Origin of the sequence: Pseudotabrizicola sediminis (genome assembly GCF_004745575.1) — a bacterium.
In the GTDB taxonomy this organism is placed as follows: domain Bacteria; phylum Pseudomonadota; class Alphaproteobacteria; order Rhodobacterales; family Rhodobacteraceae; genus Pseudotabrizicola; species Pseudotabrizicola sediminis.
Genome location: NZ_RPEM01000002.1, coordinates 33,292 through 53,532, shown reverse-complemented (window position 1 = coordinate 53,532; position 20,241 = coordinate 33,292). Strand labels below are relative to the sequence as shown.

Sequence of the window (20,241 nt, the reverse complement as noted above, 5' to 3'; positions counted from 1 at the left end):
AGTCTAGCACCGCGCAGACAGAAGGGCCATAGATTCGGATTGCCCCTTGGTCAGTCGGTGGACGTGACCCCTTCGGGCTCACCCACCACGACAAAGCGCAGATCGCCCTCGCGGAACAGGGTGGCGGCCACGCGTTTGACGTCTTCCATTGTGACCGCCTCTACCATGGCGTTGCGGGTTTTGGGGTAATCCGGGGATAGACCGATCATCTGCATACCGACCAGCATACCGGCAATGGGGCCGTTGCCATCGAACCGAAGCGGGTAATTTCCGGTCAGGTAGGTCTTGGTCTTCTCCAGTTCCGCCTCGGTCACGCCCTCCGTCGCAATCTTGCGCCATTCGTCGCGGATCACCTCAACCGCCTGTCCCACCGTGCCGTTGGCCGATGAAAACTGACCCATCAGCATTTCGGCCTGATCATAGCCGATCAGATAGCTGCCGATGCCATAGGTCAGGCCACGTCTGTCGCGCACCTCGGTCATCAGCCGGGCCGAGAAACGCCCGCCGCCAAGGATTTCATTCAGGATAGAGGCGGCGAAAAAGTCGGGGTCGTCGCGCTTGATGCCTTCATGTGCGAACAGCACCGTGGCTTGCGGGCCGGGGAAGTCCTGCACGGTGATGCCGCCGGTCAGGTTCATCGGCGCGCGCGGGGGCAGCGGGGCCCCGGTGGGGGGCAGCCCGCCCAGCAGCGTGTCGAGCATGGGGCCCAGGTCTTCGGCTGTGATATCCCCCGCTGCAGCGACATAGATGCGGTCGCGGGCGATGCTGGCCAGATGCGCCGTGACCATGTCATCCCGCGTGAGGGCCGACACCGAGTCGATGGTGCCGTCGCCTGTGGTTGCGTAGGGGTGATCTCCAAATGCCATCTCGCGCAGGCGCTGGTTGGCCAGCGTGCGGGGGTCTTTGGCGTCCTGCCGCAGACCCGCAAGCACCTGCCCACGCACCCTTTCAGTCGCGTCAACATCAAAGCGTGGCTCGGTCAGGGCGCGGCGCAGCAGATCCACAGCCTGATCTCGGTTTTCGGTCAGGAAACGCGCAGAGACGCCCACCGAGTCCTGATCGGCGGAAAAGCTGTAGCTGGCGGCAAGGGAATCGCGGGCGCGGGCGAAGGCCACGGAGTCCAGATCGCCCGTGCCTTCCTCGATCAGTGCGGTCATCAGGTTGATGGCACCGCGTTTGCCCGACGCGTCCAGCGAGGTGCCGCCACGGAACCGGATTTCCAGCGCGGTGAAGGGGATATCCGGCTCTGTCACCAGCCATGCGGTGATGCCGCCGGGTGAGGTGACGGTCTGGATGTTGATTTCAGCCCGCGCGGGAAGGGCGCAGGCGATCAACAGGGTTGCGAGCTTGAGCATTTTCATTCTGCAGCCTCCGCTTCGGGCATCAGCCATCCGGTGACGGCGCGGTCGCGGTTCAGCGTGTCGCGCGCGGCCTCGACCACCTGTTCGGCGGTTACGGCTTCGAGCACATTGGGCCAATCCTGCACATCCTGCACGGTCAGACCCACGGCCAGCGCCTCGCCATAGCGGCGGGCGAGGCCATCGACGTTGTCGCGGGCGTAGATTTCACTGGCGCGGATCTGGGTTTTGATGCGGGCCAGATCGTCAGCGTCGGGGCCGGTGTCGATGAAGGTGGTGATCAGGTCATCCATTGCGGCCTCTGCCGTGGCGAGATCGACACCGGGCATCGGCACCACGACCAGGCCAAAGGTGCCGTCATCCAGCGCGGTGCCGCTGTAATAGGCCGAGGCATAGACAGCCACCGGATTGACCCCGAATTGCAGCCCTTGGGCAAACAGCGAGGTTTGGCCAGAGCCGCCCAGCAATTCGGCCAGAATGGTCAGTGCAGCCGCCTGTTCCTGCGCGCCCGGATCGCGTTCCGGGGCAAGGTAGGTCCGCAGGACGTAAGGTTCCGACACGCGCGCATCGGCCAGCGTCAGCCGGCGTTCGGCGATCTGTGGCGGTTCTGCCGGGCGGACGCGGTCGGTGATCGCATCCGAAGGGGCGAGCGGGCCGTAGTGGGTTTGTGCCATCTCGCGGACCTGCTCAGGCGTCACATCGCCTGCGACGACCAGAATGGCGTTGTTTGGCGCGTAAAACCGCGTGTAGTGGTCCAGCGCATCATCGCGGTCCAACGCCTCCATCTCGTGCATCCAGCCAATGATCGGGATGCGGTAGGGGTGGTTGAGGAACTGCGCAGCGCGCATCTGTTCCTGCAGCAATGCAGCGGGGCTGCTGTCGGTGCGCTGCTTGCGCTCTTCGATGATCACGGCGCGTTCGGTGGTAATGTCTTCTTCCGAGATCTTCAGATTGCGCATGCGGTCAGATTCGATCTGCATCATCAGATCCAGCCGATCGGCGGCAACCCTTTGGAAATAGGCAGTATAATCCCAGCTGGTAAAGGCGTTGTCATTTCCGCCCTGCGCCTCGACCGTGGCGGAAAACTCACCCGGGGCCAGCGTATCGGTGCCCTTGAACATCAGGTGTTCCAGAAAATGTGCGATGCCCGACAGGCCGGGGGCCTCATCCGCAGCGCCGGTGCGATACCAGACCATCTGGGTAACGACGGGCGCGCGATGATCTTCGATCACCACAACCTCCAGCCCGTTGTCCAGCTGAAAGGTGGTGACATCTTCGGCAAGGGCCGGGGTGGCGGCCAGCAGGCAAAGCGCAAGTGTGCGGCGCAGCATTGCGGAATAATCCTTGATCGTTGTGCGGCAAAGCTACGCGGCGCGGCGCAATGCGCAAGCCCTGCCTACGGCAATGTGACCGGCAGGGGGCAGATCAGATGCGGATCATTCGTTCTCTTTCGGCGGCGGGGCCGAAGGGGTGCGGGCCCCGCGCTGCCGCCAGCGCCACAGCTCGGCGTGCTGGTCCAGCTGCTGGTCGGCGTAAGCGCGGTAATAGACGTTCACGTTGAACAGGCGTTCCAGAACGCGGCCATTGTTGTCGCGGCGCCATTGCAGATCTTCGGCGGCAAGAGTCTGGCGGATGCCAGCCGCCACGCCATAGCGCGAGACATGGTTGACCAGCCCGGCATCAAGCCCAGCCCCGGCACCAGGACGGCCGCCAAGGGCAATGATCGCATCCGCCTCTGGCGTGGGGTCACTGCGGTTGGTGCCACCAAGGGTGGGTTCGGGCAGTTGCGCCAGATCTGCAGGCATTTCCAGTGGCTTGGGCGGCAGGATGCCAAATTCATCCGGTCCGGCGCTGGTGGAGCGGATGTTCATCAGCTGAGGCGTATCGCCACCGGCGCAGCCAGCCAGAACAGCCGCGCATGTCATTGCGAGGAGTATCCGTCCTGTCTGCATCATCGCCTCCACCAAGTCCAACGCTCTTGTCTTAACCCAATCCACTCCCCGCGTCACGGGGTCTTTCGGCGCGGTTTGCGCGGGGTCTTGTCTTTATCGCCGCCGCTGAACAACACCAGACCCGCGGCCCCGGCAAAGATGGCGATATCGGCCACGTTGAACGCATAGGGGTTTTCAAAGCCGCAGCAGGACATGTTCAGGAAATCGGCCACAGCCCCATAAATGACCCGGTCAATCACATTGCCTAGCGCGCCCCCAACCAGCAAACCGGCGGAAATCTGTGTCCACCGACCGGGATTTTCCCGCCGGACCCAAAGCCAGACCCAGGCAGATATGGCCAGCGACACCACGATCAGGCCCCAGCGCACCAGATCGGCATCATTGGCCAGCAGACCAAAGTTGATCCCCCGGTTCCACGCCATGCGGAACACAAGGAACGGTGGCACAACTTCGATCACACCACGCTCGATCAGGTTCAGGCCCTGAACCACGGCCAGTTTGGTGATCTGGTCGAGGGTAAAGGTCGCCGCCGCGACAATCCATGCCAGTTTCATCCATGCCCCCGCAGCAACTCTGTCCTGCCGGGTGTAGGCAAAACCGGGCGCAAAGGAAACCCCGGCTTCATTGCTGGACCAGATGGTGGATCACAGTGCGCAGGGCTGCGGTCGCCTGTGCGGTATCAGGGGCGCTGTCGCTGTTCGAGTTCACCGCCACGCAAGTGCGATGCCCCGCCGCATCCCGCAGTTGGACGGTCATGTTCAGGACGCCCGCCTCGGACCCGCCTTTAAAGGCCACAGTCCACGGGCCGGGCGAAACGGGGCTGGAATTGACGGCCATCAGCGGCAGATCAGCCACCCTGTCCGTCAATGCGCAGAGGCGGGTCAGGGGCACATACCAGCCCAGCCCCGGCACCTGCGGCCCAGAGGCCCTGATGCTGTCGGGCAGGGTCAGCGCGGCCTCTGCCGCGATCGCCGGGCGCTCATCCGCAGCGGCCAGCCAGTCTGACACTGCCGCCGGACCCGCCTTGAGCGCAAAAATTCCCGGGTGGTCAGCAGATCCTGCGTGGCCAGACCAAGCCGGGCCGCGATCCTGTCGCGACCCAGAAGGTCGATCAGCAGATCCGTTGCAGTGTTGTCACTTTCGGCAATCATCAGTAGCGTGGCGGTGTGCAGGGTGACAGACGACCCGACGGGCCAGTCCTGCATCAGGCCCGATGGCAATGAAGTGTTATGACTATCCAGCCGCACCACATCGGCCCAGTCGCGCTGACCTGCGGTCATCTGCCAGCACCGACAGCACGCTCAGCTTGAAGGCAGAGGCCACCGGCACCGGATAATCGGCCCCCTCGGCCGCCAGCACTTCGCCATCGCGGCTCACCAACCAAACCGCATTGTCAGCCACATCACGCAGGGCGGTGAGTGCTGCTGCAAGGTCGGTGACCAACCGTTCGGCAGGTTCCACAAACAGCCCCGCAATGCGCCCCTGCGCATCCAGCGTGATCCGCACCGGCACACGGTGGCTGGCCGTCTGCACATGCCCCCGGCCACCGGACAGATCAACCAAGAGGACCGGCCCGATTTCCGCGCGCAGACCGTCTACAAGAGCGGTGACCTGATTCTCTGGCACGGCGGTCAGAAAATCAGGGCATAGGCGACGCTTCTGCCCGAAAACAGGTCTTGCAGCACTGCCTGCGCATCCTGCGCAAGGGCTAGTACGGCACCGACCGCGCTTGCAACCAACGCGGACAGAAGGGCCGGGCGCAGCACGGATCAGTGCCGGAAATGGCGCATGCCGGTGAAGACCATGGCAAGGCCCGCCTCGTCTGCTGCCGCGATCACCGCCGCGTCGTTCATGCTGCCACCGGGCTGGATCACCGCTGTTGCCCCGGCCTCAGCGACGGTCAGCAACCCGTCGGGGAAGGGGAAGAACGCGTCGGAAGCCACTGCAGAGCCGATGGTCAGCGGTTGCGGCAGACCCAGCGCTTCGGCCATGTCCTGAGATTTGCGCGCCGCGATGCGGGTGCTGTCGACGCGGCTCATCTGGCCCGCGCCGACGCCGACCGTCGCTCCATCCTTGACGTAGACGATGGCGTTGGATTTGACGTGTTTGGCGATTTTCCACGCGAACAGAAGGTCCGCAAGTTCGGCATCGGTCGGGGCGCGCTTGGTGACGACCTTCAGGTCGGCATGGGTGAGAAAGCCATTGTCACGATCCTGCACAAGCAACCCGCCGGACACCTGTTTGAACGCAAGCCCGCCCGCGCGCGGGTCGGGCAGACCGGCGGTGGTCAGCAAGCGCAGGTTTTTCTTGGTGGCAAAGATCGCCTTGGCCTCGTCGCTGGCACCGGGGGCGATGACAACTTCGGTGAAGATCTTCACGATCTCCTCGGCGGTTTCGGCATCCAGCGGCTGGTTCAGCGCGACGATGCCACCAAAGGCCGAAGTCTGGTCGCAGTGATAGGCGCGGATATAGGCATCTTTCAGGCTGCCGGCACGGCCCACACCGCAGGGATTGGCGTGTTTGATGATGGCGCAGGCCGGGCCCTGATCGGCGGCAAACTCGGCGACCAGTTCAAAGGCGGCATCAGTGTCGTTGATGTTGTTGTAGGACAACTCCTTGCCCTGCCATTGCCGCGCAGTGGCCACGCCTTCGCGCTTTGACCCGTCGGTATAGAACGCCGCAGACTGGTGCGGGTTTTCGCCGTAGCGCAGGGTCTGCGCCAGCTTGCCTGCGAAAGACCGGTTGCGCGGGGCCTTTTCCTTGATCTCGCCCGCAAGCCAGGTGCTGACGGCGGTGTCATAGGCGGCGGTCTTGGCATAGGCCGACAGCGCCAGCTTTTGCCGGAAACCAAGGCTGGTCGCGCCATCCTGCGCCTTCAACTGATCCAGCAGCGGGGTGTAATCGGCGGGGTCGGTGACCACGGCGACGAATTTATGGTTCTTGGCCGCCGCGCGGATCATCGCCGGGCCGCCGATGTCAATATTCTCGATACAGGTGGCGTGATCGGCGCCTTTGGCCACGGTTTCCTCAAACGGGTAGAGGTTGACGATCAACAGATCAATCGGCTCGATCCCATGGGCGGCCATGGCGACCAGATGCTCATCATCATCACGCAGCGCCAGCAACCCGCCATGCACCGCCGGATGCAGCGTCTTCACCCGGCCGTCCATCATTTCCGGAAAGCCCGTCACATCGGCCACATCGCGGACCGGCAGCCCTGCCGTGCGCAGCATGCCTGATGTGCCGCCGGTGGAAATCAGCTCTACCCCCATGGCGTGCAGCGCGCGGGCCAGATCCAAGAGGCCGGATTTGTCGGAGACAGAGATCAGCGCGCGGCCGACGGGGACGAGGTTGGTCATGAGGCAGCCCTTTGGTCAGAGGGGGACCGGGGTGTCATCGCGGTCCAGATCGCGGATGGCCAGCGGAGTATCCTGTGCTTTGGCCAAGGTCCAGCCGATACGGGTCTCAATCTGGGCCGCAAAGCCCGAAAGCACGATCTGTTTTGTCGCACGCGGCTTGAGCCGCCCCCTTTCCAGATAAACCGACGGCTCCAGCGACAGTCGGGCGCGGCTGTCGTGGCGGAACACCCAGATTTCGCCCGATTTCAGGGCAACCGATACAGCGTTGCCACCCATATCGAGCGTCGAATCAGTGTCCGGGTGCAAGTGAAAGCGGATGGAGAATGCCACGCCCTGCAGCCCGGTCGCGGTCAGCACCCGTTCAAACCGGGCCTTGCCCTGCGGGTTGAGCGAGATCAGCGTGTCGGCCCCGGCGATCTGGCGGCCATCGGCAGACATTGCCAGATCGCGCGCGTGGGTCAAGCCGTGGGTCAGGGCCCAACCATCATGTGCCGCGTGGAACGCCGACCCCTCGGCGGTGGCCTGCTGGCGCAGGGTGAGGATGGCGGCGCGTTCTTCCAGCACCTCCCCCGCTCCGGCGCCAAAACGCGAGGATGACACACCGTCTATGCCAAGCGTGGAATGTGACGGCGTTGCCCGGCCCGCACGCCGCCATTCGGTGCCAAAGGGCGCGCCCGATCCGCAGTTGACCACCAAAGGCCTGCGGCCCGATGTCACCTCTACCGCCAGCGTAGAGGCATGGGCAGACCCACCGGCGCGCCCGCCGGGCGGGGCGGCGGCATCGACCAGCATAGACGTGCGCCCGGCAGAGATCCGCACATAGCCCATCGCGGGGTCGCTGCCATGGCCCACCGGCTTGTGCGGGCGGATGCGCGCCGTAGCCAGTGCCTGATCCAGCCGCCCTTCGGCCCCTTTGCCGCCGCCGTGGAAGCGGGCCAGCCCACCATCGGCATGGCGCAGCGCGCGCAGGGTAGGGGCGATCCGCTCGATGGCGTCAAGGTGGTCGTTGGGAACCGTATGGCCGGCTTCGGTCAGGGCCTGCGCGGCCCAGTTCAGCAGGGTGAACACTTCCAGCAATTCTTCGGGGCTGCGGGTGGTGATGCCGCCGCCTTCGTCCACCTCTCCCTTCGCCTCGGCAGCAAGGGCGGCGACGGCTGGGGCGACCAGCGGCTCCATCCCGATGAGCGACAGGCCCGCGTAGACCAGACCGGTCAGCGCCTCGAACCTTGGCAGGCCGGGCGCTGCTTGTGACCAATGTCGAGACAGATAGCGGGTCTGGGTGGTCAGGGTGCGGTAATAGGCATCGGTCGCGTCACGCTCGGCACCGTTGAGCAGGAACAGCGCATGGTGAATCCAGCGGATCACTCGCCGCCCGGTCAGATCCGGCGTCCAGCCGAGGCCACGCCCCGCGCCAAAGCGGGTGATCCAGTCTTGCGTCCAACCTTGGGCGCGCAGGCGGGCCTGAGCATCGCCAAGGGCTGCCAGATCATCCAGCCAGCCAAAGCCCTGAAGCTCGGCCGCAAAGTCGATGTCGGGGGGCGTAATATCCCACAGGCCCGCGCCGGGGGATTCGATCAGGTGCCCGGCAAACAGGTAATTCCCTGCCACCAGCTGCCGCCCCTTGGCGAACAGGCCAATAGACCGGGGTTCGGGAGAGGAGGCAAAGCCATTCGCCACCGGGCCGCGCGCTGCACGCCAGACGGCAAGACGCGCGCGCCAGCCACCCGCGCCAAAGCCGCCCTGAGATGCGCGATAAAAGGCCATAAGGTTCCGCCTGCCCTGCCCGCCCGGATTCCCGATGCTTGTCAGGCCCGACCATAGCCGATGCGCGGGGTGTCTGTCACCCCGCGTAGCGTTGGTCCTCAGGCCAGATGGTCAACGCGGGCCAGATACTGCACCAACCCCTGTACCTGCGCCATCCAGTCAGCGATCAGCTTGGGGTCGTGCGGGGCCGCATGCACACCGGCAGGGATCTGGCGGGCGGCCACCGCCTCGACCCCCAGCGACACCGGAACCGACACCAGCCGCGCCATGGCGGTGCCGCGTGCATCGCCTTCGGCATCCATCGCCCATGTTTCATGGAAGACGGGTTTGCCGTCATGTTCCGCCTTCAGGCTGACGAACAGCACCACACGGTCGGGTTCCCCCGGCGCATAGGCGTTGTCTTTCAGCAACGCGGCGGCGCGTGCGGTCAGAGCGGCGTCAATCTGCGCCGGAGCCGATCCTTCAAGCCCCTCGATCTCGGCAAAAATCGGGGCCCATGCCTCGGCCCAGCCGTTCAGGCGGATGGTGCCACGCACGAAATCGCGCAAGCGCCATGCAGGATCAAAGCGGTAATCGGCGATGAACGGCAGGCTGTCGCGGTTCGGGTAAACCTCGAAAGTCTCAGGGCTCGGCAGCGGCGCGTCATAGGCGGTGATCGCCTCCCAAGGGCGGTTGACTCGAAGGTCTGAAAAGTTTCGCAACGAACGCGAGGGCGAGCGCAAGGCCTTCAACACCCCTGCGGGGGCCCATGAGAATTTGTAGCGGAAGGCATTGGGCTGTTTGGGCACGCCGCCGCAATAGCTGGTGAAGCTGAGCACATTGTCGGCGTGATAGCCCGGGCTGGCGCGGTAGCGCGCCACCAGATCATGCGCCATCAGATGGTCGATACCGGGGTCGAGCCCGATTTCGTTCAAAGAAACCAGTCCCTTGTCGCGGAACTGCGCATCCAGGCTGCGCATGTCAGGCGCAATGTAGCTGGAAGAGACGAAATGCGCGCCCTTTTCCAGACACAGCAGCGCGATTGGCACGTGCTGGTCTGCAGGCAGCATCGAAATAGCGATATCGCCGGGGTGCAGGGCATCCGACAGCGCTTGCATGGAGAACGCGCGGATATCGCTGGCAATGTCGCCCACCGCCTCGCGCGCCTTGTCGACGGTGCGGTTCCACACCACCACGTCATGCCCGCCGTCGATCAGCCGCCGCAGACCGGGGACCGAGGACAGGCCGGTGCCGCACCAATGAATTGTCATGTGTTTATCCCTTCAGACCGTTGCGATGTGGCGGTCAAATTCCGCCTTTGCCCGCCCCCAGACGCCGGCATCCAGCGCGGTGAGTGTCTGCAGGCTGGGCAGCAGCTGCGCCGCATAATCCTCGCTGCTTTCCACAGGCAAAAGCGAGGGCAGGTTGTCGATTGCCGTCACGTCCAATGGCGGCACATCGGCCACACGCAGGGCGGGGGCCGACCAGTCGGTGGCGCGGTCATAGACCTTGATCGGCGAAAAATCCGATGTGGGATCACAAGCGATATCGCCAATCACGGTCAGCGCGCGGGACTCGGTTTTGGCCGATGCAGGCACAAAGACCGGGCAGCCCGGACGGGCGAGGATGCAGTTGAGGAAAATCTCATGCTGCAGCACTTCCGGGAAGGGGCCGCCGCTTGCGGTCTCGGCCACGTCCCATTTGGTGACAGTGACGCCGAGTGCCTCGCACAGATCACTCGCACCGGTGCCGACCCGACCCAGCGCGCCGATGACGATGGCACGCGGGCGCAGCATGGCGTGCATTTCCGACGCCAGATCATCGAGCAGCGCCTGCCGGCCCGAATACTTGGCGACCGGGCCAATCAATGCGCCACGCTGTTGCGCGGCCCATGTCTTGAGCGCGACAGCCGCCCCGGCATAGCCCGCCCAATAGCCGAATGCGGCGACGCGGCGGCCATCATCATTCACCAGATACTCCAGATCATACAGCGTGCCGCCGCCCGCCTTGAAACGCTTGAGCAATTCGCGCCCGGCGGGCTGGCCCTTGTAGGCGTGGCCGAACATGATGTGGCGGTGCGGCAGCGGGGTGCCGTCTTCGGGCAGTTCCTTCAGACCGAAGATGATCGCATCGGCGGGGGCCTGCGGCCAGGTGTTTTCTTCGGCGATCTCAACCCCCGCCTGCACATAGCCCTCCAGCGGAATGGCGCGGACCGACGATTTTTCCACCGTCACCCGCAGACCGGCCTGCACCAGTGCGGCGGCGCCTTCGGGCGTCAGGCCCACGCGTTCCTCATTCGGGCGTTGTTCGGCCCGGACCCAGAGATGTGTCATACAGGTGTTCCTTCGGTCACATAGCCCCGCCGCATCGCCCGCCTGCGCCACCGTTCGGCGGCCATGCAGGCATCGCGCAGGTTCGAAAACCAGACCAGAAGATGTTGCCCGCCCCGGCCCTTCGGCCCCCATTCACGTACCACGGAATATTCGCCGAACAGGTTGTAGGCAACCTCGACCCGGTAGAACCGGGCGCGGCGTTGGGCGGTGCGGGTCATGAGAAAGGTCAGCAAAAGATGGCCTCCATCTGGTCTTTCGATCTGTGGATTATCAGATATGACAGCGGGAAACAGGGGAAAAGCGATGCGCAAAGGGATGCTTGCACTGGTGGTTGCAGCTGTGGCCGGGGGGCTGTGGTGGTGGCAACAGGCACGGATGGCCAGGCCGCTGACGCCCGAGGTGCTGGCGGCGCGGCTGGCGGTGCCAGTGGCAGCACCGTTGGGACCGGTGGCGGTGTACCATCTTGGGCATTCGCTGGTCGGGCGCGATATGCTGGTGATGCTGGCGCAGATGGCGGGGCATGACCACGCCAGCCAGCTGGGCTGGGGCAGCAGCCTGAAGGATCACTGGACCGGCGATGTGGCAGGGTTTGAGACCGAGAACGCGCATGCCAACCACCGCCCGGCGGGCGCGGCGCTGGACAGTGGCGATTACCCGGTGGTGGTGCTGACCGAGATGGTCGAGATCCGCGATGCCATCCGCTATCACGACAGTGCGCGCCATCTGGCACGGTGGGCGGCGCGAGCGCGGGCCGCGCGGCCCGATGTGCGGCTGTACCTGTATGAGACATGGCACAACACCGATGACCCCGAAGGCTGGTTGCAGCGCATCGACGGCGACGGCGCGCGCTACTGGCACGGCGATCTGCTGGCCGGGGCGATGGCACAGCAGGGGGTGGGCGAGATTTACGTCATCCCCGGCGGCCCGGTGATGGCGGCGGCAGTGCGTGCGATAGGGGCAGGCGCGGTGCCGGGGCTTACATCGCGCGACGATCTGTTTGCGCGCGATGTCAGCGGTGCGGTGGATACCATCCATGTCAACGAGACCGGGGCCTATCTGATGGCGCTGACGCATTACGCGGTGATTTACCAGCGCAGCCCCGAGGGGATGCCCCATACCCTGACCCGTGCCGATGGCAGTCAGTGGCCGGTGCTATCGGCCGAAACTGCGCAGGCCCTGCAACGGATAGTCTGGCAGGTCGTCTCGGGCTATGGTCTGGTGGGGATGGCGGATGGATAGGTGATCAGGTGGGTTTCTTCGCGCTGTTGACGGATATTCTGTTTGTGGGCCACAGCCTTGTCGGCCCCGACCTGCTGCCGCTGGTCGAAGGCGGATTGCGTCTGATGGACCGGCCCGCCAGCGTGTCGGCGCAGATCATCAATGGCGCGCCATTGCGGTTCAATCTGCAGAACGGGGCGACGGCGGAAGGGGTGGATGCGCGGGCTGAACTGGCCAAGGGCCAGACCGAGGTGCTGATCCTGACCGAAGCGATCCCGTTGCTGGAACATCTGCGCTGGAACGACACGGCGGGCGCAATTGCGGCCTATGCAGAGCTGGCAAAGGCGGCAAACCCTGCCGCGCGGGTGTTTGTCTATGAAACCTGGCACAGCCGCACGGCAGGCGCGGTTGAGGGCGAGCCGAACTCGGCCTTGCCGTGGCCCGACCGGCTGACGGCGGACCTGCCGCTGTGGGAGGGGGCACTGCGCGAGTCTGGTGCGGATGTGGCACTGATCCCGGCGGGTCAGGCAATGGTGCGGCTGGCGGATGCGGTAGAGGCGGGGGCGGTGCCGGGTGTGACGTCGATGGAGGTGTTCTTTTCCGACGACATCCATCTTTCGGACAAAGGCAGGTATTTCGTGGCGCTGGTCCATATCGCGGCGATCACCGGCGCGTCGCCCGAAGGACTGCCCGCCCAGATGACCCGAAGCTGGCGCAGCCGCGAGGCGGTGATCGCGGATGATCTGGCAGCGGCACTGCAGCAGCTGGCGTGGGAGGCGGTGCGCGACTACGCGCCCCATAGGGCGGCAGCCGTTGAGCCAGAACCGGTGGCCATGGCGCAGGCGGATGCGGCACCGGCGGTCGCCCCGCCGCCTGCCCCGCCCGTCGCGCAGGCCGTCGTTGACCTTACCGCGCTGACGCCGATCACCAACCCCAATCTCGCGTTGGGGTTGCATGGCATCACCGACTGGTCGGTGCAGCAGCCATTCCTTGATGTGATGAAGACCGCCCGCGATTGGACCGGCCATCTGCCCGGCCAGTATGGCGGCTGGGATCATGACCGGCTGTCGGCGGCGGGGGTGCTGGGGCCGAACGGCTGGCCCATCGCCATCCCACCCGGGGTTACCGGGATCTCCACGCTGGTGCTGGTGGACCTGCCCGCCGATGCGGGCGGGGTTGCCGGGCGGTATCTGGTCAGCTTTGCCGGCAAGGGCGACCTGCGGATCGACGGGCGGGCAACGAATATGGTCATGGCCGAAGGCACGGCGCAGTTCGACTTCACCCCCGGGGAAGGTGGCGTCTTTCTGCATCTGGACGCGATTGATGCGGCAGACCCGATCCGCGATATCGTCATCGTGCGGGCGGACCGGGCGGCGTTGCTGGCGGCGGGGCAGATCTTCAACCCCGACTGGCTGGCGCGGTTGCGCGGAGTCAAGACCATCCGGCTGATGGACTGGATGCGCACCAATGACAGCCCGCTTGCGCGGCTGGAAGACCGGCCCAAGCCGGAGGATTACACCTGGACCCGCATCGGCGCGCCGATTGAGGTTATGGTGTCGCTGGCCAATGAGCTGGGGGCCAACCCATGGTTCACGATGCCGCATCTGGCGAGCGATGAGCTGGTGCGCTTCTACGCCACCGCAGCGCGCGACGGGCTAGACCCGGGGCTGCTGGCGCATGTCGAGTATTCGAACGAGGTGTGGAACTGGCAGTTCGATCAGGCCGTCTGGGCCGAAGAGCAGGGCCGCGCGCGCTGGGGCGCAGAGTCGAAATGGGTGCAGTATTATGCCTTGCGCGCGGGTGAGGTGGCGACGATCTGGGCAGATGTCTATGGCGACGAGGCTGACACCCGGCTCGTGCGGGTTCTGGCGACACAAACCGGCTGGCTGGGGCTGGAAGACCAGATCCTGACCGCGCCGGATGTGATGGCTGAGGGTCGCCCCGCACCGGCGACGCTGTTCGACGCCTGGGCTATCACCGGCTATTTCAGCGCGCTGCTGGGCAGCGATGACAAGGCCCCGGTGGTGCGTCAGTGGATTGCAGACTCCGAGGCGACGGCGCGGGACGGGGCGGAAGCTCAGGGCCTGCAAGGTGCCGCAGCCGATGCGTTTGTGGCGGCACACCGGTTTGACAGGGCGGTTACGATGGCAGCGACCGAGCTGGAAACCGGGGGTCTGACCGGCATGCCCGAAGACAGCGTGGCAGATTACCTGACCCGCACCCTGCCGCATCAGGCCCAGGTGGCGGCGGCGCATGGGTTGCGGCTGATGATGTATGAGGGCGGCAGTCATGTGGTGGGCAACGGCGCGCAGGTGGATGATGACCTGCTGACCGCCTTCTTCGTCCACCTGAGCTACACGCCGGAAATGGCGCAGCTGTATGACCGCATGCTGCAGGGCTGGGCTGCGGTAACGCCCGAGCCCTTCAACGCTTTTGTCGATCTGGCATCCCCCGGAAAATGGGGCAGCTGGGGGGCTTTGCGCCACTTGGGCGATGACAACCCACGTTGGCAGGTGCTGGCCAAGGGGTGCGCTGATTGCTGAGCGTGATCATCCCGGCGTCGAACGAGGCTGGCTATATCGGCACCTGTCTGCGCCACTTGTGCGGGTCGGATGCGGCGGTGGTGCAGGTGATTGTGGTGGCGAATGACTGCCAAGATGCCACGGCCCGTTTCGCGCGCGAAATATTTGCGGAACATCTGCCGGAAGGGTGGATCGGCACGGTGCTGGAACTGGCGCAGGGTTCAAAACCCACCGCGCTCAATGCTGGGGATGCGGCGGCGCTGCATCCACTGCGGCTGTATCTGGATGCCGATGTCAGCGTGTCGCCGGGGCTTCTTTCGGCGCTGATGGCGGTTTTGGGCGGTGAGGCTCCGCGCTACGCCAGCGGCACACCGGTCATTCCACGGGCGCAGTCTGCGGTCACACGCGCCTATGCCCGGTTCTGGCAAACGCTTCCATTCAACCAGACGGCGGCCCCCGGCTATGGCCTGTTCGCGGTGAATGCGGCGGGGCGGGCGCGCTGGGGGGCGTTTCCCACGCTTATTGCGGACGATACCTTTGTGCGGGTGCAGTTCGAGCCACAGGAGCGGGTGCAGGTGGCCGACACCTATTTGTGGCCGATGACCGAGGGCTTTGCTGCGCTGGTGCGGGTGCGCCGAAGGCAGGATGCCGGCGGGCGCGAGTTGCAGACGCTGTATCCGGGGCTGCTGGCGCGCGAAGGCAAGCCTGCGCTGACCATGGCCGGGCTGCTGCGGCTGGCGCTGGCAGACCCGCCGGGATTTGCCACCTATGCCGCCGTGTCGCTGGCGGTGCGGCTGAAGCGGGGCGGCGCAGAGTTCACGCGGGGGCGGTAGGCCGGACGGCAAGCCTTGCGCGGCCTCCCTTACAAATCAAACGTCGCAAACACCGGTACGTGGTCAGACGGTTGCAGCCAGCCGCGCACCGGGCGCAGGATGCGGCTGGAATGGCCGGCATTGGCGATGTCGGTCGAGGCCCAGATATGATCGAGCCTGCGGCCCTTGTCGGCCGCATCCCAGTCGGCGGCGCGGTAGGACCACCAGCTGTACAGAAGCCCGTCGGGAATATCCTTGCGGGTGATGTCCTGCCAGCCGCCCGCCTCCATCACCTGATTGAGATGCTCAACCTCCACCGGCGTGTGGCTGACGATCTTCAGCAGGGCCTTGTGGCTCCAGACATCATCCTCGCGCGGGGCGATGTTCAGATCGCCGACAAGGATCGACCGGTCGGGCTTGTCCCAGCGGCACCATTCGCGCATGTCGGTCAGGAAGTCGAGTTTTTGCCCGAACTTGGGGTTGATGTCCCGGTCGGGAATATCGCCACCGGCGGGGACATAGCAGTTGTGGATCGTCACCCCGTTTTCCAGCCGGGCCGCCACGTGGCGGGCATGGCCCATGGCCGCGAAATCACGGTCCCCGGCATCCATGATCGGCAGCTTCGACAGGATCGCCACACCGTTGTAGCCCTTTTCCCCGCGCGCGACCATGTAGCGGTAGCCAAGCGCCTGAAACTGTTCGACCGGGATCTTGTCGACCGGGCTTTTGCATTCCTGCAGGCACAGGATATCGGGCGACTCCTCGGCCATCAGCCGGGCCACCAGACCTTCGCGCAGGCGCACGGAATTGATGTTCCAGGTGGCGAGGGTGAAGGTCATGGCGCGTCTCCTTTGGTTGCGCGCAGGTTAGGCGGCAGGCGCGCGCATCTCAACCCTTGTCGTGGGTGTGCTGTTGCGCAAAGCTGCGCAAAACGATGGTGCGCGCATGTTGCTGATACAGAACCGCAATTACCGGCTGGTGTTCTCCGCCTCGGTCGTGTCGAACCTTGGTGACGGGGTGCTGGCGTTGGCCCTGCCCTGGCTGGCCACCGTGTTGACACGCGATCCGATACTGGTGGCGCTGGTCGCCATGGCGCAGCGCTTGCCGTGGCTGTTGTTCGCGCTGCCTGCAGGGGTGTGGACCGACCGGGCCGATCATCGCGGGTTGATCTGGCGCGCCGATGCGCTGCGGGCGGTGATGGCTACGGGCATCCTGATGCTGGCGCTGTCGGCTACCCCGGATCAGGCGCTGCTGATCTGGCCGCTGGCGCTGCTGGCGTTTCTGCTGGGCGCGGTCGAGGTGATCCGGGACAATGCAGCGCAGACCATCCTGCCATCGGTGGTGGAAAGCCGCGATCTGGAGCGCGCCAATGGCCAGATGTGGAGCGCCGAGAAGGTGACGGGCGAGTTCATCGGCCCACCGCTGGCGGGTGTGCTGATCGGGCTGGGGCTGGCGGTGCCCTTCGGCCTTGATGTGCTGACCTTTGCGCTGTCGGCGGTGCTGATCTGGCTGATCGCGATGCCGCCGCGCGCCTTGCCGGTGCCGCAGGCCTTCTGGCCGGCGCTGCGCGAGGGCATAGTATGGATCAGGGCGCAGCCGGTGATCCTGACGCTGGCGCTGATGTTGGGGGCAGTGAACTTCCTGCATGTGGGTGCCGTCACCATGCTGGTGTTGTATTCGCAGGAGGTGCTGGGATTGGGTGCGGCAGGCCACGGGCTGTTGCTGACCGTGGGGGCGGCGGGCGGGGTGATCGGCGGGCTGATCGCGCCTTGGGTTGCGGTGCGGTTGGGGATGAAGGCCAGCCTGCTGTTGGCGCTGGCGGGGTTTGTCGGGGGCTATGTCATCATGGCCGTGTCGCCGAATGCCTACACTGCCGGGGCAGCGCTGTTTATCGAGGCGGCAGCGTCCATGCTGTGGAATGTGGTGACGGTGTCTTATCGCCAGCGCATCATTCCGGGTGCCATTCTGGGGCGGGTGAACAGCATTTACCGGTTTTTTGGCTGGGGCTCGATGCCGTTCGGCGCACTGGCTGGCGGGCTGATCGTGACGCTGGCCGAGGCAGATCTGGGCCGCGATGTCGCGCTGCGCTTGCCATTTGTGGTGGCGGCGGTGGGGATGGTGATGGTGGCGGTGGTGGCCATGATCCGGATTCCACGCAGGGTCTGAGCGGTGGCCCCGGAAGACTCGGGAAAAGAAGGGCCCGAACCTTTCGGTCCGGGCCAAGGTCCAACAGGGAGGTCTCTTTGCAACCTCTGCCTGTGCCATCTGGTTCCCGTCGCTTGCGAAATATTCGGAATCTCAGTCCCGCCACTGGGCCCTCGACCAAAAAAAGGCCGGGCACGAGGCCCGGCCAGGTCCAACAGGGAGGTGCCGTGCCATAACCCCGACACGACAAGGGGAACCAATCCGTCTACATTCAACCCTAAAGGTATAATAAGCGTGAATACGGCGACAATAGGACGTTAGGCCACCAGTCGATATCCACCACTTTCTGTGACCAAAATGCGCGCATTTGAGGGATCTGGCTCGATTTTCTGCCGCAAGCGGTAGATATGGGTTTCCAGCGTGTGGGTCGTGACGCCAGCATTATAGCCCCAGACCTCGTGCAGCAGCACATCGCGCGCCACAACCCCGGATTGCGCCCGGTACAGGAATTTCAAAATGTTGGTCTCTTTTTCCGTCAGGCGGATTTTCTTTTCCTTGTCATCCAGCAGCATTTTCTGCGCCGGTTTGAAGGTATAGGGACCAAGCTGAAAAATCGCGTCTTCGGACTGTTCGTGCTGGCGCAGTTGCGCCCGGATGCGGGCCAGAAGGACCGGGAATTTGAACGGCTTTGTCACATAATCATTCGCACCGGCATCCAGACCCAGGATCGTATCCGAATCACTGTCATGCCCGGTCAGCATCAGGATCGGGCATTTGACGCCCTGCTTGCGCATCCGGCGGCACAGTTCGCGCCCGTCGGTGTCGGGCAGGCCGACATCCAGGATCACCAGATCGTAAAGAGCGGCCTTGGCCTTTTCCATGCCTTCGGCACCATTGCTGGCCTCGAACACGTCGAAATCCTCGGTCATGACCAGTTGCTCGCTCAGCGCTTCGCGCAGATCGTCGTCATCGTCCACCAGCAGGATCTTGCGAAGTTGTGCCATCGGGGTCTCCCTTGTTCTGTTGGGATATCACATGAGCGTGCGTATCGGCGGTCACAAGAATTGTAACCTTTGCCTCACGCGGACGTGTCGCATGGCGTGGATATGTTTCAATTCCGCAATTCCCCGGCTAGAGATAAGCGCAGGAGAGCGCCATGACCCTTGCACCCACCATTACGGAACGGCTGACCCGCGCGCGGGGGGATCTGCGCATGGGTGTGCCGGTGGTGCTGTCGGGGGGCGGTCGCGCGGCACTGGTGGTGGCGGTCGAGGCACTGACGGCGGAACGGTTGGCGGCGCTGCGCGCCTTGGGTGCGGCAGAGCTTGCGTTGACGGCGCGGCGGGCCGAGACGTTGAAGGCGCGGGCCTATGATGGCGATCTGGCGCGGATCATGGTGCCTGCGGCGGCCGATGTCGCTTGGCTGCGCGCGTTGGCCGACCCGGCGGATGATCTGCGGATGCCGATGAAGGGACCGCTGCGGTCTGTGCGCGAGGGGCCAGCGGACCTGCACCGCGCGGGCATCGCGCTGGCGAAATCGGCGCATCTGTTGCCCGCAGCTTTGGTGGTGCCGGTACCGAACGGCCTTGCTCTGGCGGCGGAACTGGGGCTGACCTTTCTGCCCCTGGATGCCGTGGCCCCTGCCCTGCTGCTGCTGTCACCCCTGCATGAGGTTACATCGGCCCGGCTGCCGATGGTCGCCTCTGACGCTGGCCGCGTGCATATCTTCCGCCCCGAAGACGGCGGGGATGAACATTACGCGATCGAGATCGGCCAACCCGACCGCAAGGCACCGGTTCTGGCGCGGTTGCATTCGGCGTGCTTTACCGGCGATGTGCTGGGGTCGTTGAAATGCGACTGCGGCCCGCAGTTGCGCGCAGCGCTGGCCCAAATGGGGACCGAGGGCGCGGGGGTGCTGCTGTACCTCAATCAAGAGGGACGCGGCATCGGCCTTGCCAACAAGATGCGGGCTTATTCCTTGCAGGATCAGGGGTTTGATACGGTTGAGGCCAATCACCGGCTGGGGTTCGAGGATGACGAGCGCGATTTCCGGATCGGTGCCGATATCTTGCGGCGGATGGGCTTTTCGGCAGTGCGGCTGCTGACCAACAACCCGAAAAAGCTGGCGATGATGGAGTCCTGCGGGTTGCAGGTGGTGGAGCGGGTGCCGCTGCAGGTGGGCCAGACCGCACAGAACGCAGGGTATCTGGCGACCAAGGCGGCAAAATCGGGGCATCTGTTGTGACGCCCCTCGATCTGGTGGTCACACGCTGGGGCGCACGGTTCATGGGGCGGCGGTTTGCCTGCGCGGTTGGGCGCGGCGGGATTGTTCCCGCGCGCGCCAAGCGCGAGGGCGACGGGGCCACGCCTGCGGGCACCCACCGGATTGTCGGGATGCTGTATCACCCGGCGCGGCTGACCCCACCGGCCGATTGGGCGCTGCCGACAACGCACTCTGATCGCTGGTCGGATGATAGTGATGATCCCGACTACAATCTGATGGTCCGCCTGCCGCACAGATTCAGTCATGAGCGGTTGCAACGGCCCGATCCGCTGTATGATCTGATCCTGATCACAGACTGGAACTGGCCGCAGGCGGAGCCGGGGCGCGGCTCGGCGATCTTCATCCACACATGGCGCAGTCCGCGCTTTCCCACCGCGGGCTGCGTTGGGTTTGCGCGGACCGATCTTCTGTGGATTGCGGCGCGCATACGGCATCGGACGCGGTTGATCGTCAAGGTGTAGCCCCTTTCCAAACCGCTTTGGATTGCCTAATCTGCTCTCGACATCAGGGGAGGA

The 20,241-nt window shown here is 64.9% G+C and carries 20 protein-coding genes; 6 read left to right on the top strand and 14 right to left on the bottom strand.

Annotation, left to right across the window (positions count from 1 at the left end; all coding sequences use genetic code 11):
• Window positions 1-50: 50 nt before the first annotated feature.
• The 12 genes from EEB11_RS02900 to EEB11_RS02845 form a co-directional block, all read right to left on the bottom strand.
• A complete protein-coding gene (locus EEB11_RS02900; protein WP_135428925.1) occupies window positions 51-1,361 on the bottom strand; it encodes a M16 family metallopeptidase in 1,311 nt (436 codons plus the stop codon).
• Window positions 1,358-2,689: a M16 family metallopeptidase gene (locus EEB11_RS02895; RefSeq protein WP_135428924.1), complete on the bottom strand. Its 1,332-nt coding sequence runs from the start codon at window positions 2,687-2,689 to the stop codon at window positions 1,358-1,360. The genes EEB11_RS02900 and EEB11_RS02895 overlap by 4 nt, the downstream gene beginning before the upstream one ends.
• A 105-nt stretch (window positions 2,690-2,794) precedes the next feature.
• On the bottom strand, window positions 2,795-3,283 hold the full coding sequence (locus EEB11_RS02890; RefSeq protein WP_245298751.1) for a DUF3035 domain-containing protein: 489 nt from the start codon (window positions 3,281-3,283) through the stop codon (window positions 2,795-2,797).
• A gap of 80 nt (window positions 3,284-3,363) precedes the next feature.
• Window positions 3,364-3,864: a signal peptidase II gene (gene lspA, locus EEB11_RS02885; protein ID WP_135428923.1), complete on the bottom strand. Its 501-nt coding sequence runs from the start codon at window positions 3,862-3,864 to the stop codon at window positions 3,364-3,366.
• Between the two features lie 67 nt (window positions 3,865-3,931).
• Window positions 3,932-4,318: a hypothetical protein gene (locus tag EEB11_RS02880; RefSeq protein ID WP_135428922.1), complete on the bottom strand. Its 387-nt coding sequence runs from the start codon at window positions 4,316-4,318 to the stop codon at window positions 3,932-3,934.
• Window positions 4,258-4,590, bottom strand: coding sequence for a serine hydrolase (locus tag EEB11_RS02875; RefSeq protein ID WP_135428921.1), 333 nt, complete (start codon window positions 4,588-4,590; stop codon window positions 4,258-4,260). The genes EEB11_RS02880 and EEB11_RS02875 overlap by 61 nt, the downstream gene beginning before the upstream one ends.
• Window positions 4,544-4,936, bottom strand: coding sequence for a hypothetical protein (locus EEB11_RS02870; RefSeq protein ID WP_135428920.1), 393 nt, complete (start codon window positions 4,934-4,936; stop codon window positions 4,544-4,546). The genes EEB11_RS02875 and EEB11_RS02870 overlap by 47 nt, the downstream gene beginning before the upstream one ends.
• Before the next feature lie 143 nt (window positions 4,937-5,079).
• Complete coding sequence (gene purH / locus EEB11_RS02865; RefSeq protein WP_135428919.1) at window positions 5,080-6,669, bottom strand: bifunctional phosphoribosylaminoimidazolecarboxamide formyltransferase/IMP cyclohydrolase; 1,590 nt, start codon at window positions 6,667-6,669, stop codon at window positions 5,080-5,082.
• A gap of 15 nt (window positions 6,670-6,684) precedes the next feature.
• Window positions 6,685-8,433, bottom strand: a complete 1,749-nt coding sequence (locus EEB11_RS02860) for a heparinase II/III family protein (RefSeq protein WP_135428918.1) — start codon at window positions 8,431-8,433, stop codon at window positions 6,685-6,687.
• 98 nt (window positions 8,434-8,531) lie between these two features.
• Window positions 8,532-9,683, bottom strand: a complete 1,152-nt coding sequence (locus EEB11_RS02855; protein WP_135428917.1) for a saccharopine dehydrogenase C-terminal domain-containing protein — start codon at window positions 9,681-9,683, stop codon at window positions 8,532-8,534.
• Window positions 9,684-9,695: 12 nt separating this feature from the next.
• Window positions 9,696-10,745: a saccharopine dehydrogenase gene (locus EEB11_RS02850; protein WP_135428916.1), complete on the bottom strand. Its 1,050-nt coding sequence runs from the start codon at window positions 10,743-10,745 to the stop codon at window positions 9,696-9,698.
• Window positions 10,742-10,978, bottom strand: a complete 237-nt coding sequence (locus EEB11_RS02845) for a WGR domain-containing protein (protein WP_435531092.1) — start codon at window positions 10,976-10,978, stop codon at window positions 10,742-10,744. The genes EEB11_RS02850 and EEB11_RS02845 overlap by 4 nt, the downstream gene beginning before the upstream one ends.
• Window positions 10,979-11,048: 70 nt before the next feature.
• On the opposite strand from EEB11_RS02845, the gene EEB11_RS02840 reads away from it, so the two are divergent.
• The 3 genes from EEB11_RS02840 to EEB11_RS02830 are packed head-to-tail and all read left to right on the top strand — an operon-like array spanning window position 11,049 to window position 15,318.
• Window positions 11,049-11,984, top strand: a complete 936-nt coding sequence (locus tag EEB11_RS02840) for a hypothetical protein (RefSeq protein WP_135428915.1) — start codon at window positions 11,049-11,051, stop codon at window positions 11,982-11,984.
• Between the two features lie 8 nt (window positions 11,985-11,992).
• Complete coding sequence (locus EEB11_RS02835; RefSeq protein WP_135428914.1) at window positions 11,993-14,506, top strand: hypothetical protein; 2,514 nt, start codon at window positions 11,993-11,995, stop codon at window positions 14,504-14,506.
• A 2-nt stretch (window positions 14,507-14,508) separates the two neighbouring features.
• Entirely contained in the window at window positions 14,509-15,318 is an 810-nt protein-coding gene (locus tag EEB11_RS02830) for a glycosyltransferase (protein ID WP_354002083.1), read from the top strand.
• Window positions 15,319-15,347: 29 nt separating this feature from the next.
• Here EEB11_RS02830 and EEB11_RS02825 read toward each other — a convergent pair whose 3' ends face one another.
• Complete coding sequence (locus EEB11_RS02825; RefSeq protein WP_135428912.1) at window positions 15,348-16,136, bottom strand: exodeoxyribonuclease III; 789 nt, start codon at window positions 16,134-16,136, stop codon at window positions 15,348-15,350.
• Window positions 16,137-16,242: 106 nt separating this feature from the next.
• Here EEB11_RS02825 and EEB11_RS02820 point away from each other — a divergent pair, with 106 nt between their 5' ends.
• Window positions 16,243-17,463, top strand: coding sequence for an MFS transporter (locus EEB11_RS02820; RefSeq protein ID WP_135428911.1), 1,221 nt, complete (start codon window positions 16,243-16,245; stop codon window positions 17,461-17,463).
• A 296-nt stretch (window positions 17,464-17,759) separates the two neighbouring features.
• Here the strand turns inward: EEB11_RS02820 and EEB11_RS02815 are convergent, their stop codons facing one another.
• A complete protein-coding gene (locus EEB11_RS02815) occupies window positions 17,760-18,446 on the bottom strand; it encodes a response regulator transcription factor (RefSeq protein ID WP_135428910.1) in 687 nt (228 codons plus the stop codon).
• 152 nt (window positions 18,447-18,598) lie between these two features.
• Between EEB11_RS02815 and ribA the strand changes: the two genes are divergently transcribed.
• A complete protein-coding gene (ribA, locus tag EEB11_RS02810; RefSeq protein WP_135428909.1) occupies window positions 18,599-19,687 on the top strand; it encodes a GTP cyclohydrolase II in 1,089 nt (362 codons plus the stop codon).
• Window positions 19,684-20,187 (top strand): L,D-transpeptidase family protein, encoded by a 504-nt coding sequence (locus EEB11_RS02805; protein ID WP_167852644.1) that lies wholly within the window; start codon window positions 19,684-19,686, stop codon window positions 20,185-20,187. The genes ribA and EEB11_RS02805 overlap by 4 nt, the downstream gene beginning before the upstream one ends.
• The last annotated feature ends 54 nt before the right edge of the window (window positions 20,188-20,241 follow it).

Coding starts and splice junctions, on each gene's coding strand:
- purH (WP_135428919.1), bottom strand. CDS start 6,669: ATGACCAACCTCGTCCCCGTCGGCCGCGCGCTGATCTCTGTCTCCGAC.
- EEB11_RS02855 (WP_135428917.1), bottom strand. CDS start 9,683: ATGACAATTCATTGGTGCGGCACCGGCCTGTCCTCGGTCCCCGGTCTG.
- EEB11_RS02875 (WP_135428921.1), bottom strand. CDS start 4,590: ATGACCGCAGGTCAGCGCGACTGGGCCGATGTGGTGCGGCTGGATAGT.
- EEB11_RS02850 (WP_135428916.1), bottom strand. CDS start 10,745: ATGACACATCTCTGGGTCCGGGCCGAACAACGCCCGAATGAGGAACGC.
- EEB11_RS02840 (WP_135428915.1), top strand. CDS start 11,049: ATGCGCAAAGGGATGCTTGCACTGGTGGTTGCAGCTGTGGCCGGGGGG.
- EEB11_RS02895 (WP_135428924.1), bottom strand. CDS start 2,689: ATGCTGCGCCGCACACTTGCGCTTTGCCTGCTGGCCGCCACCCCGGCC.
- EEB11_RS02860 (WP_135428918.1), bottom strand. CDS start 8,433: ATGGCCTTTTATCGCGCATCTCAGGGCGGCTTTGGCGCGGGTGGCTGG.
- ribA (WP_135428909.1), top strand. CDS start 18,599: ATGACCCTTGCACCCACCATTACGGAACGGCTGACCCGCGCGCGGGGG.
- lspA (WP_135428923.1), bottom strand. CDS start 3,864: ATGAAACTGGCATGGATTGTCGCGGCGGCGACCTTTACCCTCGACCAG.
- EEB11_RS02815 (WP_135428910.1), bottom strand. CDS start 18,446: ATGGCACAACTTCGCAAGATCCTGCTGGTGGACGATGACGACGATCTG.
- EEB11_RS02825 (WP_135428912.1), bottom strand. CDS start 16,136: ATGACCTTCACCCTCGCCACCTGGAACATCAATTCCGTGCGCCTGCGC.
- EEB11_RS02820 (WP_135428911.1), top strand. CDS start 16,243: ATGTTGCTGATACAGAACCGCAATTACCGGCTGGTGTTCTCCGCCTCG.
- EEB11_RS02890 (WP_245298751.1), bottom strand. CDS start 3,283: ATGACATGCGCGGCTGTTCTGGCTGGCTGCGCCGGTGGCGATACGCCT.
- EEB11_RS02900 (WP_135428925.1), bottom strand. CDS start 1,361: ATGAAAATGCTCAAGCTCGCAACCCTGTTGATCGCCTGCGCCCTTCCC.